At 58.5% G+C, this 16734-nt stretch carries 15 protein-coding genes; 4 read left to right on the forward strand and 11 right to left on the reverse strand.

Annotation, left to right across the window (positions count from 1 at the left end; genetic code table 11):
* Positions 1–16: 16 nt before the first annotated feature.
* From rpe to WC600_13415, 11 genes are all read right to left on the reverse strand, one after another.
* Positions 17–670, reverse strand: coding sequence for a ribulose-phosphate 3-epimerase (gene rpe / locus WC600_13365; GenBank protein MFA4903718.1), 654 nt, complete (start codon positions 668–670; stop codon positions 17–19).
* A gap of 174 nt (positions 671–844) precedes the next feature.
* On the reverse strand, positions 845–1585 hold the full coding sequence (gene pgl, locus WC600_13370; GenBank protein MFA4903719.1) for a 6-phosphogluconolactonase: 741 nt from the start codon (positions 1583–1585) through the stop codon (positions 845–847).
* Positions 1582–3135: a glucose-6-phosphate dehydrogenase gene (zwf, locus tag WC600_13375; protein MFA4903720.1), complete on the reverse strand. Its 1554-nt coding sequence runs from the start codon at positions 3133–3135 to the stop codon at positions 1582–1584. The genes pgl and zwf overlap by 4 nt, the downstream gene beginning before the upstream one ends.
* Positions 3136–3328: 193 nt before the next feature.
* Entirely contained in the window at positions 3329–4741 is a 1413-nt protein-coding gene (gene gndA / locus WC600_13380) for an NADP-dependent phosphogluconate dehydrogenase (GenBank protein ID MFA4903721.1), read from the reverse strand.
* Positions 4742–4880: 139 nt separating this feature from the next.
* On the reverse strand, positions 4881–5498 hold the full coding sequence (locus WC600_13385) for an HAD-IA family hydrolase (GenBank protein ID MFA4903722.1): 618 nt from the start codon (positions 5496–5498) through the stop codon (positions 4881–4883).
* Positions 5499–5501: 3 nt separating this feature from the next.
* Positions 5502–6629, reverse strand: a complete 1128-nt coding sequence (gene tal, locus WC600_13390; GenBank protein MFA4903723.1) for a transaldolase — start codon at positions 6627–6629, stop codon at positions 5502–5504.
* A gap of 11 nt (positions 6630–6640) precedes the next feature.
* A complete protein-coding gene (locus WC600_13395; GenBank protein MFA4903724.1) occupies positions 6641–7084 on the reverse strand; it encodes an RpiB/LacA/LacB family sugar-phosphate isomerase in 444 nt (147 codons plus the stop codon).
* A 246-nt stretch (positions 7085–7330) separates the two neighbouring features.
* On the reverse strand, positions 7331–9175 hold the full coding sequence (locus tag WC600_13400; protein ID MFA4903725.1) for a transketolase: 1845 nt from the start codon (positions 9173–9175) through the stop codon (positions 7331–7333).
* Between the two features lie 279 nt (positions 9176–9454).
* Positions 9455–10213 carry a DUF2231 domain-containing protein gene (locus WC600_13405; GenBank protein ID MFA4903726.1) on the reverse strand — a complete coding sequence of 253 codons (759 nt, stop codon included), beginning with the start codon at positions 10211–10213 and terminating at the stop codon, positions 9455–9457.
* Between the two features lie 3 nt (positions 10214–10216).
* Positions 10217–10729 (reverse strand): DUF2231 domain-containing protein, encoded by a 513-nt coding sequence (locus tag WC600_13410; GenBank protein ID MFA4903727.1) that lies wholly within the window; start codon positions 10727–10729, stop codon positions 10217–10219.
* A gap of 131 nt (positions 10730–10860) precedes the next feature.
* Positions 10861–11781, reverse strand: a complete 921-nt coding sequence (locus tag WC600_13415; protein ID MFA4903728.1) for a UbiA family prenyltransferase — start codon at positions 11779–11781, stop codon at positions 10861–10863.
* A gap of 363 nt (positions 11782–12144) precedes the next feature.
* On the opposite strand from WC600_13415, the gene WC600_13420 reads away from it, so the two are divergent.
* From WC600_13420 to WC600_13435, 4 genes are read left to right on the forward strand one after another with little or no spacing between them, the layout of a single operon-like run.
* The gene (locus WC600_13420) at positions 12145–12570 is read left to right on the forward strand and encodes an NADH-quinone oxidoreductase subunit A (protein ID MFA4903729.1); all 426 of its coding nucleotides are present in this window, start codon (positions 12145–12147) and stop codon (positions 12568–12570) included.
* Positions 12567–14921: an NADH-quinone oxidoreductase subunit B/C/D gene (locus WC600_13425; GenBank protein MFA4903730.1), complete on the forward strand. Its 2355-nt coding sequence runs from the start codon at positions 12567–12569 to the stop codon at positions 14919–14921. Before WC600_13420 ends, WC600_13425 begins: the two co-directional genes overlap by 4 nt.
* 6 nt (positions 14922–14927) lie before the next feature.
* Positions 14928–15422 (forward strand): NADH-quinone oxidoreductase subunit NuoE, encoded by a 495-nt coding sequence (nuoE, locus tag WC600_13430; protein ID MFA4903731.1) that lies wholly within the window; start codon positions 14928–14930, stop codon positions 15420–15422.
* Positions 15423–15426: 4 nt separating this feature from the next.
* Complete coding sequence (locus tag WC600_13435; GenBank protein MFA4903732.1) at positions 15427–16734, forward strand: NADH-ubiquinone oxidoreductase-F iron-sulfur binding region domain-containing protein; 1308 nt, start codon at positions 15427–15429, stop codon at positions 16732–16734.

The raw sequence follows: 16734 nt of genomic DNA on the forward strand, positions 1-16734 counted from the left end.
ATGAACAGTATCGTGGCTAAGCCATCAATTCCCGGAGCCGCCGGACGTTTTCCGCAATGGGTTTCTTATTGAAAAGCCCGGAACCGGATACGAACACATCCGCGCCCGCAGCCACCAGGTCTTTCACCGTGTCCACATGCACTCCGCCATCCACCTGGATAAGCGTGGGCAGGTTCTGTGCGTCAATCATCTGCCGCAGCCGCCGTATCTTGGGGAGGACCCCGGGGATGAATTTCTGCCCGGAAAAGCCCGGATTCACCGTCATCAGCAGCACCATGTCCACTTCCTTGAGCACATATTCCAGGCAGTTCAAGGGAGTAGCCGGGTTCAGGGTCACCGTCGCTTTGGCCCCGGCTTCCTTGATCTGCTGGATAAGCCGTTCCAGGTGCACCGTGGCTTCCACATGAATCCCCAGCCAGTCGGCCCCGGCCCTGACAAAATCTTCGACGTAGCGCTCGGGATTGCTGATCATCAGGTGTACATCCATGGGCAGGGTGGTAGCCTGCTTGAGGGCCTGGGTCACTGCCGGACCGATGGTGATATTGGGGACAAAATGCCCATCCATGACATCCACGTGAATCCAATCAACGCCGGCCTGCTCCGCTTCCTTCACCTGCTCCGCCAGGCGGCCGAAATCTGCTGATAATATCGAGGCAGACAGTTTTTTCATAGACGCTCCAGTTTCCCCTTTTTGACAATCACAGGCCGGGTCTTGGTTCAACTTACCCTTTGCATCAGAGAAAAATCAAGGCGGGAATGCTGCCGGGAGGAATTTTGTTCGCCAAAACCTCTCTCAGGGGAACGGTGCCTGGCAATGCCCCTGCCCCCGAAGGATTCTTGCACCTTAAGCGATGTAACTGGCTTCGTCCTTTACCCTTGCGGCCGCTTCAAGGTCCGTCAGCCAGAGAATCTCCCCCGATTGCGGGTCAATGAGTTGGGCCGGCAGACGCTCCGGGTCCCGGGGACCGTGCAGGATGTCCCGGAGGACCTCGGCCTTGCCTGCGCCCGCCACCAAAAAAGCCACCAGCGCTGCCTGGTTGATGAACGGAGCAGTCAGAGTGACCCGATAGAGGTCCTGCTCGGCCACATAGACTTCCGCGGTCCAGCGCTCGGTTTCCTTGAGCACCGGCGTACCCGGGAACAGTGAGGCCGTGTGGCCGTTGTCCCCCAGCCCTAATAACACCAGGTCCAGGCGGGGGGGGCGTCCCGCAAAGAATTGCCGCAGTTGCGCTTCGTACTGCCTGGCGGCTTCCGCCGGCGTTTGGGCGCAATTCAGGAAGTGGATCTGCCCTGCCGGGATGGGTACGTGGTCCAGCCAGGCCTCCCTGGCCATGCGGGCGTTGCTGCGTGGATCATCCAGAGGCACGCAGCGCTCATCCCCCCAAAAAATATGCAAACGATGCCAGGGAGCCTGTTCCTTGAAGGGCAGACCGGCCAGCAATTCATAGGTGCGCCGGGGGGTGTTGCCCCCTGACAGGGCCACGCTGAACCGGCCCCGGGCGGCCACGGCCAGGTTGGCCTGTTTCACCAACAATGCTGCCGCGGCCCGGCTCAAGGACTCCAGGTCAGGGTACACCTTGATCATGGCTGCACCATGGTGACCCGGCAGACTGGCTGGTCTGTCTGACATTGGAGAAACGTGGGCGTTATCCAACTGCGACCGTCCTGGGCCATCAACATATCGGCTGCATCCGGCCCCCAGGTGCCTGCGGCATAGTTGGGAAAGTCGGTGGGGGTGATGGTGTTCCACACATCCAGGACCGGCATGAGTATGGACCAGGCGACCTCAGTCTGGTCCGCCCGCATGAACAGGGTGGCATCTCCCACCATGACGTCCAGCAACAGGGTCTCATAGGCCTCAGGCGTAGCCACTTTAAAGGCCTCCCGGTAGAAGAATTGCATCATCACTGGGGACAGACGCATGGTCGGACCCGGATACTTGGACTCAAAACGCAGAAAGATGCCTTCCTCAGGCTGAATGGCAATGATAAGCCGGTTAGGTCGCCAGTCCATCACCGATGCCGCGGGGAAGCTCTGATGGGGCACCCCCTTAAACTGGATGGAGACCTCCGAAATCTTGGCGGGCAGGCGCTTGCCGGTGCGCAGGTAAAAGGGCACCCCCTGCCAACGCCAGTTGTCCACCTCGAGTTTGACTGCCGCAAAGGTATCAATAGCAGAATCGGGGGCTACGTCGGTTTCGGAGCGGTAGTCCTTGACCATCTCGCCGTCCATTGTACCGGCCCCGTATTGGCCCCGCACCGCAAACCGGTGAATCGAATCCGGCGGGATGGGCCTTATGGCCCGGAGCACATCCACTTTCTTGTTGCGTACTTCGTTGTCGCTGAAGGAGATAGGCGGCTCCATGGCGATGAGGCACATGATGGTGAGCAGGTGGTTCTGGAGCATGTCCCGCAGGGTCCCGGCGTGGTCGTAGTAGTGAGCCCGGCTGCCTACACCCTCGGCCTCCGCCACCGTGATCTGCACGTGATCGATGTAATGCCGGTTCCAAATAGGCTCGAACAGGGTGTTGGCAAAGCGGAAGGCCAGAATATTCTGGACCGTCTCTTTGCCCAGATAGTGGTCGATGCGAAAGATCTGGGATTCTATAAAAATTTCTCCCAGGTCGCGGTTCAGTTTCTGGGCGGACTCCAGGTCATGGCCAAAGGGCTTTTCCACCACGATGCGGGAGCGCTTGCGGTCCAGGTTCAGCTTGGCCTTACCCAGCTCCCGGGCGATGGGGTCGATCATGCGCGGCGGCAGACTCAGGTAAAAGATGCGGTTGGCTTTGGTATCCCAGTTCTTGTCCTGGTCTGCCAGCTTCTTGGCCAGATCCCCGAAGACCTCGGGCTTGTCCAGGTCTGCTGCCATGAAATTCAGGTGCGCCGCAAAACCCTGCCATTCTTCGTCTACAGTTTTGCCCCGGCGGGAAAATTTGTCCACGCCCTCCCGGAGGTGTTGGCGGAATTCTTCGTCGGTAGTATGCCGGTGGCCGGTGCCGATGATGGAAAATTTCTCCGGCAGCCACTTGTCCAGGTAAAGATTGTAAAGCGCGGGGATGAGCTTGCGCCAGGCGAGGTCGCCGGCGCCCCCGAAGATGACGAAAACCGTGGGCTCCGGCCGATGATCGGTTCTCATAAAACCTCCCAAAAAGCAGTGGTCAGTTATCAGTGGTCAGTGGTCAGAAGCGCCTCTTGTAAATAGGGTAGCCGCAGGCCTTAGCCTGCGCCGCACAAGCTGGAAAGCCTATGCTACCTAAGATCCATTAGCTTGCGGGCCAAATAGTTGTCAACAGGCATTGGCCTATCTTTTTCTGACCACTGGCCACTGGCTACTCCCACTCTGTATGAAAGCTGCCAGGGGCATCGAGGCGTTCGTATTGATGCGCCCCGAAAAAATCCCGCTGCGCCTGGATCAGGTTGGCCGGCAGCACCGCGCTGCGGTAGGCGTCGAAGTAGCCCAGAGTCACCATCAAGGCCGGGGCCGGCAGCCCCAGGGTGACAGCCACTTTCACCACTTCCCGCAAGTCCGCCTCCCGGCTCAGAAATTCCTTGCCCAGGCGGGGGTCCATAAGGAGATTCGCCAGGTCCGCCTTAGCCTTATAAGCATCGCGGATATCCTCCAGCAGTGCCGCCCGGATGATGCAGCCGCCCCGCCAGATGCGGGCCACTGCCTCCAGATCCAAATTATAGGCATAGGTGCTTGAGGCCGTATGGAGCAGGGCCAAGCCCTGGGCGTAAGTGGCGATCATGCTGGCGTACAGGGCGTTTTTCAACTGGCCGATGAAGCGCTTCTTATCCCCGGTGAAGGTCTGGGCAGGTCCGCCCAGAACCTGGCCCGCGGCCAGGCGCTCACCCTTATAACCCGACAAATCCCGCATGACCACCGCCACGTCGGTAGTGGGTGTCCCCGTCTGCAAGTCCATGGCATCCCAGGAGGTCCACATGCCGGTGCCTTTCTGCTTGGCTTTATCCAGGATCATATCCACCAGAAACTTGCCGGTGCGGTCGTCTTTTTTGGCAAAGATTTTGGCGGTGATTTCCACCAGGTAGGAGTTAAGCTCGGCCCGGTTCCACCCGTCATAGATGGCGGCCAAATCCGGCGGCGTCAGGCCCAGACCCCGCTTCATGAGATCATAGGTCTCCACGATCAGTTCCATGATGCCGTATTCGATGCCGTTATGGACCATCTTGACATAGTGTCCGGCAGAGCCCCGCCCCAGATAAGTTACGCACGGGTCGCCGTTGACATGGGCCGAGGCCGCTTCCAGGATGGGACCCACCCGGTCGTACATCTCTAAAGGGCCACCGGGCATCAGGCTGGGGCCATAACGGGCGCCGGCCTCCCCCCCGGAGATCCCCATGCCCATGAAGTTCAGGTTTTTGCCGGAGAGGATTTTGCCTCGCCGGTTGGTATCAGTGAAATGGGAATTGCCGCCGTCGATGATCAGGTCGCCTGGCGTAAGCAACGGAAGCAACTCCCGGATCACCATATCCACCGGATCACCGGCCGCCACCAGTATGATCATTGCCCGGGGCTGTTTCAGCAGCCCTAAGAATTCTTTCAGGTTGTAGCCGGCTTGGATGGTGCGGGACCCCACCTCGGTTTCCATGAAGTCTTTGGTCTTCTCGGTGGTCCGGTTATACACGGCCACGGAAAAACCGTGGTCGGCCATATTCAGGACAAAATTACGCCCCATGGTCCCCAGACCGATCAAGCCGATGTCACAACCCTGCTTGCTCATAGAAAACTCCACTTATGAGAAGTTCAAGGTTCAAAGTTTTCATTCATCAGGAACTTCTCATAATTTAGTGCTGGGCCTGAAGCCAGTGAAGGGCTCTTTATACCTGACTACTAACCGCTCACTGATTACTGATTACTGCTCACTCCTCCAGCCCCAACTCCTTTAATTTACTGCGGGTAACCTCGAAGTCGGTATGGTGGATCCCATGGAATCCCAGGCTCTGGGCGATCTCCACAAACAGGGCCCGATCATCAATATAGACGGACCGCGCCGGGTCCGCCTGGGAGATGTCCAGGGCTATGCGGTATATGTCCACATCGGGTTTTTTGAAATGGACAAAGCAGGACGACACGAAATAATCGAACAGGGCCGTGAGATCGAATTTCTTGATCCGGTAGATAGTCAATTCCCGCCCTTCATTGCTGATGGCCGCGGTCTTCAAACGATATTTCCATTTGAGGGCGCTCACCAGGTTGATCATATCCACCTTGGGCTTGGACTGGGCGAACATGAACTCTTTGAAGTCCTCCCGGCTAAACGGCCGCTCCTTATAAAACACCACCTGGTTCAAGTAAGTGTCCAGGTTCAGTTTACCCTGTTCATAGGTGTCGAAGCTCATCTTATGCCGGTCGTTAAAATCCTCCAGGTCCAGGGCAAAGCTCGCGGCAGCATCCCGGCGCATGTGGCGGTCCCAACCGTTGGTAAGCAAGACCCCGCCAATATCCGAAAATATATGCGTAATCGTGGTGGAACTCATTATTTACCCCAAGGCCTTTTGGCGCTTGGCCTCCAGAGTTTTCATGAGGGAGTCAAAGGGCTTGTTAAACTTGTCCACCCCTTCGTCCTCCAATTGCTGGGTCGCCTGATTAAGGTCAAGGCCCAACTCCGGCAGGCGCTGGAGGAAACTTGCGGACCGGGGCACCTCCTCCGTCAGGCGGGAGGCGGGGTTGCCGTGGTCCCGGTAGGCTTCCAGGGTCTCCAAGGGCAGGGTGTTCACGGTTTCTTCCCCTATGAGGGGCTCCACGTATTTGAGATCAGGGTACGCCGGGTTCTTGGTGCTGGTGCTGGCCCACAGGAGGCGCTGAGGCCGGGCCCCCTGAGCCGCCAATTTCTTGAACCGCTCGCTCCCAAAGATTTCCTGGTAGAGGGTGTAGGCAATTTTGGCGCTGGCGATGGCGATCTGCCCCACAAGGTCCTTCGCCCCCGTTGCTTTGGCCCCGCCCGCGGCCGCGATTTTTTCCAGTTGGGGGTCCAGCAGCACGTCGATGCGGCTCAAGAAGAAACTGGCCACGGACGCCAGCCGGTTCGTGGGTTGGCCCTGGGCCACCCGGGCTTCCATACCGGAGATATAGGCTTCTGCCACTTCCTGATACCGGGGCAGGCCGAAAAGCAGGGTAACGTTGACGTTGATGCCTTCACTGATGAGCTCTTGGATAGCAGGCAGCCCCTCTTTGGTAGCAGGCACCTTGATCAGGACATTGGGGCGGTTTAGCGCCTGCCACAAGCGCCGGGCCTCGGCTATGGTGCCCTGGGTATCGTGGGCCAGGTGGGGATTGACTTCCAGGCTGACGAAGCCGTCTTTGCCGTCCACCCGGTCATAGACGGACCGGAAGACGTCCGCGCCCTGCCCTACGTCCGCCACGGTAACGGTCTGATAGATCTCCTGGATGGACTTGCCTGCCTGGGCCATCTTCCGGATATCCGCGTTGTAGTCCTCGGAGCCGGCAATGGCCTTTTCGAAAATCGCCGGGTTAGACGTGACCCCTTTGAGTCCGTCTTCATCAACAAATTTTTTCAGTTCCCCGGAGTCGATCATCTGCCGGCGGATATAATCCAGCCAGATGCTCTGGCCAAAGGTGCCCAGTTTTACTAAAGGATTCTCTTTCATGCCTGATTCTCCTATTTTTCCAGTGCCTTGATTTTGGCCAACCGCCGTTTGAACCTTTCCTCCCCTTTAAAGCTCGCTTTCAAAAAATTCTGAATCAGCTCCCAGGCCAGGGCATAGCAGGTCACCCGCCCTCCCAGGCACATGATGTTCATGTCGTCGTCCTCCACCCCCTGGTGGGCGGAAAAGGGGTCGGTGATGAGCGCCCCCCGGGCTCCCGCCACTTTGTTCACCGCCACACAGGCCCCCACGCCGCTGCCGCAAAAGGCGATGCCCCGTTCCACCTCGCCTGCCGCCACGGCCCGGGCCAGGGGCACTACGAAGTCGGGAAAGTCGTCGGCGGGAGTATACTCATGGGCGCCGTAGTCTACCACCTCGTGCCCCAGGCCCTTGAGGTCCTCTTTCATCTGCTCTTTCAGTTCAAAGCCACCGTGATCAGCGGCGATGCCCAAACGCATGGCGTGCTCCCTTTAAGTACCGTTTTCGGTTTCCGGTTTTCGGTATGAGATTGCCGCATCATCTTGGTGGCACAGGCTTTCCAGCCTGTGCGCCCGAGGCTTTTGATTGCTGTGCCACCGAATTCAATCATTGGGCGGTCCGGTGGCGCGGGCCTCCGTGCCCGCCAAAACTCAAATAATGGGAGCAGGAGGCACCGTATTGAAAATGTGGGGCCGCCGCCCTCGGCGGCCATTCCTTAATCACTCCTATTTGATTTGCTTTACTAACTTCACGATGGCACTCCGGGAGATCTCTTCGAAATCTAGAAGTTGCGCGGGCTTGCCGGTCTTTGGCTTCTTGGTCACCGCCAGGGAATAGACCGCCACCGGGTTGGGCGCCAGAGCCCCCAACACCGCTTCACCGATGCCGCCGGCGGGATAATGGTCTTCCACGGTGATCAGGCCCTTGGTGGCTTTGGCCGCCGCCAGCAGGGTAGCCGCATCCACCGGTTTAACGCTGTACAGATCGATCACCCGGATATTGATGCCTTCTTTCTGTAACTCGTCGTAGGCCGCCAGAGCTTCAGACAGGGTAACCCCGGCGCCGATGACCGTGGCCACGTCGCTGACGCTCTGGCGCAGCACCTTGCAGCCCCCGATGGGAAAAGTCTCTCCGGCTCCATATATGATGGGCGTGGCCGAGCGGCTGGTGCGGATATAGACAATGCCGTGATGTTGCAGCGCCTCTTCCACCAGCCGTTCGGTGGATACCGCGTCCGCGGGGTAGAGCACTACGCTGTCCCGCACCGACCGGAACATGGACAGGTCTTCCAGGCCCATCTGGGACGGCCCGTCTTCGCCGATGGCAACCCCGGCATGGGACCCCGCAAACTTTAAGTTGGGCTCAGTATACTGGCTCATACGAATCTGGTCGAAGGTCCGGGAGAAAAAGGCCGCAAAGGTGGAGACAAAGGGAATTTTGCCCCGGGTGGCCAGACCCAGCCCGGCGCCCACCATGTTCTGCTCCGCGATGTACATTTCAAAAAATTTCTTGGGATAGGCGTCCTCGAAGATTTCGGCATAGGTGGAGTTGCTCACTTCGCCGTCCAGGCTCACCAGGTTGGGAAACTGGGGATAGAGTCGTTTCAAGGCGTTGCCGTACGCCTTTCGGGTGGCCAGGGAGTCGCCCAGCTTATAAGTCATGGCTCCCGCGGGCTGAGGCTTGACCTCCGCGGGTTTCAGGTCCTCGGGTTTGCCGACCTCACCTTTGACCGACTTGTCCACGGGGCCCAACTCCGGCAGGGCTTTATCCAACTGTTCCTGGTTCAAGGTCTTGCCGTGCCAGCCATTAATGTTCTCGATGAACGACACCCCTTTGCCCTTGATAGTATGGGCAATGATCATGACGGGTTTGTCGGTCACGGTCATGGCCTTCTCGTAAGCGGCGATAGCCTCCGGAAACGAGTGGCCGTCGTTGACCAGAATGGTCTCCCAGCCGAACGCGGCAACGCGGTCCTCATAAGCCATCAGGTCCCAGCCGTACATGGTCTCGCCCCGCTGGCCCAGGCGATTGACATCCAGCACCGCCACGAGATTATCCATCTTATAATGGGCCGCCAGCTGCATGGTCTCCCACTGGGACCCTTCGGCCATTTCGCTGTCCCCCAGGAGCACATAGGTCGTATAGGGCAATTTGTCCAGGTACTTGGCATTTAGGGCGATGCCCAGCCCGATGGACAGGCCCTGTCCCAACGACCCGGTGGCCGCTTCGGTGTAGCGGAACGTCATGGTGGGGTGGCCTTCCAGGGGGCTGCCGAAATGACGGTAGGTCATGATTTCGGCTTCGGTCAGTTTGCCGGCCGCGGCCCACAGGGAATAAAACAGGGGCGTGGCGTGTCCCTTGGAAAAGATGAGCCGGTCGTTGTTGGGGTGCTTGGGGTTATCCAGATCATATCTGAAAATGCCCCCAAACATGAGGCCTGCCATGAGCTCGGTAGCCGACATAGACGAAGTGGGGTGGCCCGAACCCGCTTGGGTGGTCATGTTGAGAATATAATAACGGATCAGGGTGGCCAGTTTCTTCAGGTGCGTAAACTTCGCAGCGTCAGGCATGTCAAAGTTCCTCCTTGATAAAACTCATTCAAGAAATGGGCGGCGACTATCCTCGCTGACGTCCATCCGGACAACAGGCAAACAAAAGTCTGAGGAGGCATTCCGGAGGCCAAACCATTACCCCGCTGAAACACCAAACCCAACGGCGGCGTGGCGCGGCCTTCGACCAACGTTCCACAACTCCATGATTTATCGGTCAAAAGAGCCGTGGTTTAAATACTTTTACTTAACTTAATAACGAAACTTCGTTTGGCAATATCTTGAGACCACAAAGATATCTCATTCACGACGCACGGGAAACGTCATGACTGCCCCATAGGCGCCGATGAGGCTCACCAGCGGGGCTAAAGAGCAGATCAGGGCCAGATAGACCACACTGGGCCATTCTCCCAGTTGGACGAGAATTTCCGGATTCAGGAACCGCCAGACAAAGGTCCCCACCCCTATCAACAGTAGGATGGGGGAGAGGATCAGCTTGATGACTACGGGTTTGAGGTAACGAGATTCATAGTTCAGCCACCAGGTAAACCAGCCGGTGACCATGGCCACGGGGGTGAAGAGCACCCCGCCTCCCAGGCAATGAAACCCCGTGACTTCAAAGGACCTCACCCCGGAGAAAAGATAGAGCAGGGGAAAAACCGTGGCCGCGATCATGAAAACTATGGGGAAATGCACTACCATGGGATGGGGATGGCGGCGCAGCAGCGGCACCCGATGCGCCTGCCGCAGCCAGAACTCCCGGGCCGCCGAGGGCTGGGCCGCCGGGATCTCGGGCTCCACCCCTTCCTCTATCATGACCCCCACCTGGGGATAGCGTTCGAAGACTTCTTCGCCGTGGGGGGCGTCGGCAAACTCCCCGGTCAGGTCGGCCCCGGCCCCATGCGCCTCCATGTGCTGGCCGCCCTCCCACAAGGCGCTGCCGCTGACGTCGTATACTTTGCCCTGAAAGACAATATAGACGGGCCGGCCGTCGGCCCCGTTGTTGGCGGCCAGGTCCGCGGGCGTGAATTCCCGGAGTTTGTCAGGCTTCTCTGCCAAAGGCTATCCTTTCTGAGCAGTTCTTTTATTTTCCAATCCCGGAGTCTGGCCTTTTTCGGTCTGGAGCGCCTCGTCCTCCAGGGGAAAGGTAACCATGCCCCCGAAATAACCGTTGGCCGTCACCAGGGGAGTTAAGGATAGCACCATCAGGAAATAAATGAAATTGATCCCCGTGAGATTTGCGAGGACGTTGGGATCCAGCCACCGCCAGAAAAAGGCCACCCCGGCAATGGTCATAACCGCATAAGACAGGCCCATTTCGATATGCACCGTCTTGTGCATTCCCCCTGGGAAATTGAGCCAGTGGGTAAACAGGCCGGTGGCCACCGCGAGGGGCATGGTCCCAAGCCCTGCCCCCAGGCAATAAAACGCCGTGTCATCAAAGGATTTATCCCCGGTAATGGCATACAGGACGCTGAAAAAGGTGGCGGACAGCATAAAGACAATGGGAAAGTGGGACATCATGGGATGCGGGTGCCGCCGCAGCCAGGGGAAGCGTCTTAGCAGCCCTGCCAAGCCCGGCGGGACCTCTCTACCCGGGCACTGCAGCCCCGGGTCCTGTGGCCTTGAATAAGATGATGCACTACCCCTCGCACGCACGGCCTCCTGCCCCCTACCTTCCCTGGCATTTTCTCGTCTGCACCACTCTACCCCATCAAGTTGACCAGGGCCAAGCTCAATATGGCTAACGGATAGTAGCTGGCTCGGTTGAACAGCGCCGCCGCCTGCTCCTTGTCTTTGGTCCGGTACAGCCGCAGGGCCGGAAGCAGAAGCAGCACAATGCCTGCTACCGCCGAAAGAATCACCATGACCGGCGTGAACCTGAGCGGAGAGAACCGCACCAGGAGCGCGCCCAAGACCACGCTCAGGGCCAGCATCCCCAGAACCATAGCGCTGGACCGCTCGGGGCCATACCTCACCGGAATGGTTTGAGCCCCCAAGCGTTGATCCTCATCCACATCATGCCAGTCGGCAGGGATATTCTGACCGCCGATTTCCCAACAAAAGAGCCACAAAAATAAAAGCAACAGGAAGCCCGGCGCAGGGTATGGGTCCACGGCAAAGACCGCGGCCACCCCTCCCAGGCTCTTGACCAGGCCGCTGACCAGGATCCTTAAATGGCTGACCCGCAGCAGCAGACAATAGATTGTTTCTAACAGACAGCCGGCCAGAAAGATATAAGCACACACAGGATTGAGATAATAAGCGCCTAACAAGGCCATAAGCGCCCAAGCCAATGTCCACAGGAGCCCCTCGCCGAAACTCACCTGTCCCTGGGCCATGGGGTGGCGCATGAATAAGGCGTCCAGATAGCTGGCCTTAGGCCTTCCGCCGGCAGCCTTAAGCTTCTCCTGATCCACCCGGTAATCTACCACATCATTTAAGGCATACACCGCAGTATAGCCCGCAAAGACGGTCCACAGCCCCACCGCAGTGACTTCGAAGGGAGGAATCCCGCCAAACCAAAGGAGCGCCGCTAAGGCCGGCGTCGCCAAATCCAGCAGGCCATGGGGCGTCCGGGACAGGGCGAAAAAGAGCTTGACCCGGGAGAGTCCGGCAGCCATCATGGGCGTTGTGACGTTCAGGGTCCTCTCCTTTCCACGTATTCATCTTACCGGTCAGGGAGAAAGGCATCAGCATATTTCCCTATTAAAGTAAGGAGCCCCTGGGGTCTGTCAAGCAGTACATCCAGCATGGACAGCCGGTTTTTCAATACTTCTCTCGAATGATACGAGGTTACCAATAATTTTCTAATCTTTGCGGCTACTTCTCTATATGCAGGTTGTCTTTTCCTCCTTGACAGGCGCGGCTCCTGTTCTTAGGTTTGTTGATAGTTGGTTCCCAAACCTGGATTCCGGAAACGGCTGTCCTCAGGTAGCGCCGGGATGACTGTGATCGGGGGCCACTTTTGGCCTTGGAGAAAGACGCCTATGCATCCGGTAACGGCCGCCGAGTTATCCCCCTGGACCCCGGAGTTATTGAGCTTTGGGTTTTATGTCATCATTGTCCTGGGCCTGCTGGCCGTCCTACTCTTTCTGACCAGTTGGCTGGGGGAAAAGAAACCCGATCCGGAAAAATCCCGCCCTTATGAATGTGGCGTAATTCCCACCGGCTGGGCCCGCTTCCGCTACCCGGTGCCATTCTACCTGGTTGCCGTCTTCTTCCTCATCTTCGACGTGGAAGCCGCTTTTATCTTTTCCTGGGCCGTGGCCATGGAGGATCTAAGCTGGCGCGGCTGGTTGCAGATTTCCTTTTTTATCATCGTGCTGCTCTTAAGCCTGTTCTACATCTGGAAAAAGGGAGGTCTCGATTGGAGGCCCGTAGCCCCGCCCCGCCGGATAAACCCGAAAACCTGATCCTCAGCCGCGTCGATGCGCTGATCAACTGGTTTAGGTCCTACAGCTTCTGGCCGATGTTTTTCGGGCTCTCTTGCTGTTTTATCGAGGAATCCGTGGCGCTCACGCCTCGGTATGATATGGCCCGGTTCGGCGCGGAGGTCCTGCGCGGCTCACCTCGGCAGGCGGACCTGTTGATCATCTCCGGCACGGTCTTTAAAAAGATTGCCCCGGTGGTGCTCCGGCTCTACGAACAGATGGCGGAGCCCAAGTGGGTCATCTCCATGGGCTCGTGCGCCAATTGCGGCGGCATGTACGATTGCTACAGCGTGGTGCAGGGGGTGGACCAGATGATGCCGGTGGATATCTATATTCCCGGTTGCCCGCCCCGGCCTGAAGCCGTACTCCAAGGTCTGGTGCTCCTCCAGGAAAAGGTGAAAACCGAGCGCCCGTCCCGGAAACTTTTCCACCTGGCCGGCGGTACTCAGGGCACCCAAAGACCGCTGGCGGTAGACGGCGTTAACAAATCCCGGGACGCACGCGGCCCCGGTTACTACGGCACACCCCTCCGTGGCACCGCGGTGACCCCGCCCTGGTTTTGGGAAAGCCGCTCCGAGCTTATGTGGACACCACCTCCGGCCCGCATCGAACTGACTGAGGCCGATAAGACTCTCACCCAGGCGCTCCAGGAAAAATTCGGGGATGCGGTGAACCCCGCGGCCGAAACCTCCGATATGCCGACCTTTCAAGTGTCACCGGAGCGGGTTAAAGAGGTGCTGCGCTTTCTCAAGACCGAGGCTACCCCCCGGTTCCGGCGTCTGGATGACCTCACCGCGCTGGATGAATCCACCCGGCGCGAGCGGCATGATTACCCCGATTATACCCTGGTCTACCAACTGCTCTCCTTCGATCCCCCCAGCCGGGTGCGATTGAAGGTGCCCCTACACGGGAAAAGCCCAGCCGCCGGCAGTATCACCGATATCTGGCCGTCGGCCAACTGGTACGAACGCGAATGTTACGATATGTTCGGTATCCGCTTCGACGGCCACCCCCGGCTCTGGCGGCTCCTCATGCCCCATGACTGGGAGGGGCACCCCTTGCGGAAGAGCTACCCCGACCGCGCCACCCACATGCCGCCCTATACCCAGGAGGACGCCCGGAAATACCAGCCCCTGGATGCCGGTAAATATCTGGAAGGGCGGGCCGGGGAACAAGAATTCATCTTGAACGTTGGCCCCCATCATACCAGCACCCACGGGCTGATCCGCTTCATTCTCGCCCTCCGCGGCGAAGAAATCACCGCCATGGACACGGACATCGGCTACCATCACCGGTCCGTGGAAAAGATCGGCGAGCGGCAAAGCTGGCTTCAGTTCATCCCCTACACCGACCGGGCCGATTATCTGACCGGCGTGGCCAACAACTTAAGCTATCTCCACGCGGTTGAGACCCTGGCAGACATCAAAGTCCCGGACCGGGCCCAGTTCATCCGCGTGATGCTCACCGAACTGTTCCGCTTAAGCAATCACCTGGTCTGGTTCTCCACCTTCACCGTGGACACCGGCGCCATCACCCCCACTTTTTACGCCTTCGCGGAACGCGAAAAGATCATGGACATCGTCGAATTGATCACCGGCGGCCGGCTCCACCCGTCCTGGTTCCGGCTGGGCGGCGTCGCCGCGGACCTGCCCGAGGGTTGGAAAGAACTGGTGGATGATTTCGTCAAAGGCTTCACCAAACTGCTCAACGAACTCGAAAAGGCCATTACCAAAAACCCCATTTGGGAAGCCCGGACCCGGGATATCGGCTATCTCTCCCTGGACGATGCCATAGACTGGGGCGTGACCGGGGCCAACCTCCGGGCCTGCGGCCTGGAATGGGACTTGCGGAAAAAGTTCCCCTACTCCGCCTACGAGGCCTTTGATTTCGACATTCCCACTGCCAGCGAGGGTGACTGCTACGCCCGCTATCGGGTGCGGGTGGCCGAGATGCGTCAAAGCCTCAGGATTATCCGGCAGGCGGCCAACGAGATGCCCCCGGGGCGCTACGTCACTGACGACTACCGTTACGCCCTCCCCCGGAAAGAAGACACTCTGAAGGACATCGAAAGCCTGATCCATCATTTCATCAACGTTACCCGGGGGCCTAAGATTCCCCGGGGCGAAGCCTACGCCGCCACTGAGCATCCCCGGGGCGAACAGGGTTTCTATGTGGTCAGCGACGGCCTCAACATGGCCTACCGGATGCGCATCCGCTCTCCCGGGTTTGCCAACGTCCAGGCCCTGCCACTCATGTCCGTGGGGCACCTCTTGGCGGATTTGATCATCATTATCGGTTCCATTGATTACGTCATGCCGGATATTGATCGGTAAGGGCTTATGATTCCAGACGAATTACGAGAACGGCTCAAAACCCGCATCAGCGAGGCCGAGTCCCCTCGGGAACAGGCCATCAATGTCATGTATGAAGTCCAGCGGCATTATGGCTATCTTACCGACGAAGGCCTGGAAGAAGCCGCGGCCTTGGTGGGGATGACTCCCCTGGAGCTGGAGGAGCTGGCCACCTTCTATGATTTCATTTATCGGGAGCCGGTGGGCCGCTTTGTCCTCCACGTCTGTGACGGCGTGGTCTGTTGGATGTTCCACGAGGGGTCGCTGTTTGATTATATGTGCCAGAAACTGGGGGTCTGCGCCGGGGAAGTTACTGCGGACGGCATGTTCACCGTGCTGCCCACCGCGTGTATCGGCTACTGCGACCAGGCCCCGGCCATGGTGGTTAACGGCCAGTTTTTCGGGCATCTTACCCCAAAGCGGATCGATGAGATCCTGGAGCAATTAAAACTCGCACCCTGTGATATTGTTTTGTGCCGGTGACTAGATGTACGTGCAAGCCCTTTTAAAAGATTGCGAGAAGAGCTGTCCCACCAGCTTTGAGGACTATCGCGCCGGGGGCGGCTACGAGGCCCTGTCCGAAGTGGTCCTGAAATTATCCCCTCAGGATCTGATCGAGCGCCTCAAGGAGTCCGGCCTGTTAGGACGGGGGGGAGCCCGCTTCCCCACATGGCGCAAATGGAGCTTTGTCCACGAAGGCGCCCCCCACCCACGCTACGTCGTCGCCAATACCGACGAAATGGAGCCGGGCACTTTCAAGGACCGCTACCTAGTCAACACCAACCCCCATCTGGTCATCGAAGGCTTGATCCTGGCGGGTTACGCCATCAGGGCACAGAAAGGGTTCTATTTCATCCGCCCCACCTACGAAAAAGACGCCCAACTGATGGAACGGGAGCTGCAGATGGCGCGGGAAGCGGGGTTTTTGGGGAAAAACCTCCTGGGCAGCGATTTTTCCTTTGATATTATAGTGCACCGCAGCGCCGGCCGCTACATCTGCGGGGAGGCGACGGCCCAGGTCCAGGCTATTATGGGCAAACGGGCCCACCCACTAAAAACTGTGCACATGACTGACACCGGCCTATGGGATAAGCCCACCATCGTCAACAACGCCGAAACCCTGGCATGTGTGCCCCTGGTTATTCGTAACGGCGGCAAATGGTTCAAGAGTCTCGCCCGCACCGAAGCCGGCGATGGCACCATGCTTTTCTGCATCAGCGGCAAGGTCAAGAATCCCGGCTGCTATGAGCTGCCCATGGGCATCCCCTTCCGGGAAATCCTGGAGGAAGTAGCCGGAGGGATGCTGCCGGGGTCCGAACTCAAGGCCTTCATTCCCGGCGGCGCTTCCACCGCCTTCCTGCCCCCAAAATTTCTGGACGTGGCCATGGACAACGAGGGCTTGAAGGCCATAGGCCACCGCCTCGGCACCGGCGCCATCATGGTCTTTGACCAGCATAGCTGTCTCGTGGGCGCCACCTTGAACCTGATGGAATATTTTTCCCGGGAATCCTGCGGCTTTTGCACCCCCTGCCGGGAAGGCATCCCCTACATCCGGGATCTGTTGTGGCGTATCGAAACAGGCGATGGCAAAGAGAAATATATCACGATGCTCCGGGAAATGGCCGGACATATGAGCAAGGCCTATTGCGCCTTTGCTCCCGGAGCCGCGGAATCCCTCCTGGGCCTTCTGAACTACTTTGAGGATGAAGTCAGAGAGCACATCAGGCAGCGGCAGTGCCCGTTGAAGATGATCGATGGACCCGGCCGGGAGCTCTGGTATCCCCCTCAGGAATAA

The organism is Desulfobaccales bacterium, assembly GCA_041648175.1.
Lineage (GTDB): Bacteria > Desulfobacterota > Desulfobaccia > Desulfobaccales > 0-14-0-80-60-11 > 0-14-0-80-60-11.

Bases quoted from the DNA above. Each gene is read 5' to 3' on its own strand.
- WC600_13385 (MFA4903722.1), bottom strand. From the start codon at position 5,498: ATGAGTTCCACCACGATTACGCATATATTTTCGGATATTGGCGGGGTC.
- WC600_13420 (MFA4903729.1), top strand. From the start codon at position 12,145: ATGCATCCGGTAACGGCCGCCGAGTTATCCCCCTGGACCCCGGAGTTA.
- WC600_13415 (MFA4903728.1), bottom strand. From the start codon at position 11,781: ATGATGGCTGCCGGACTCTCCCGGGTCAAGCTCTTTTTCGCCCTGTCC.
- tal (MFA4903723.1), bottom strand. From the start codon at position 6,629: ATGAAAGAGAATCCTTTAGTAAAACTGGGCACCTTTGGCCAGAGCATC.
- WC600_13400 (MFA4903725.1), bottom strand. From the start codon at position 9,175: ATGCCTGACGCTGCGAAGTTTACGCACCTGAAGAAACTGGCCACCCTG.
- rpe (MFA4903718.1), bottom strand. From the start codon at position 670: ATGAAAAAACTGTCTGCCTCGATATTATCAGCAGATTTCGGCCGCCTG.
- WC600_13395 (MFA4903724.1), bottom strand. From the start codon at position 7,084: ATGCGTTTGGGCATCGCCGCTGATCACGGTGGCTTTGAACTGAAAGAG.
- WC600_13435 (MFA4903732.1), top strand. From the start codon at position 15,427: ATGTACGTGCAAGCCCTTTTAAAAGATTGCGAGAAGAGCTGTCCCACC.
- pgl (MFA4903719.1), bottom strand. From the start codon at position 1,585: ATGATCAAGGTGTACCCTGACCTGGAGTCCTTGAGCCGGGCCGCGGCA.
- gndA (MFA4903721.1), bottom strand. From the start codon at position 4,741: ATGAGCAAGCAGGGTTGTGACATCGGCTTGATCGGTCTGGGGACCATG.
- zwf (MFA4903720.1), bottom strand. From the start codon at position 3,135: ATGAGAACCGATCATCGGCCGGAGCCCACGGTTTTCGTCATCTTCGGG.
- nuoE (MFA4903731.1), top strand. From the start codon at position 14,928: ATGATTCCAGACGAATTACGAGAACGGCTCAAAACCCGCATCAGCGAG.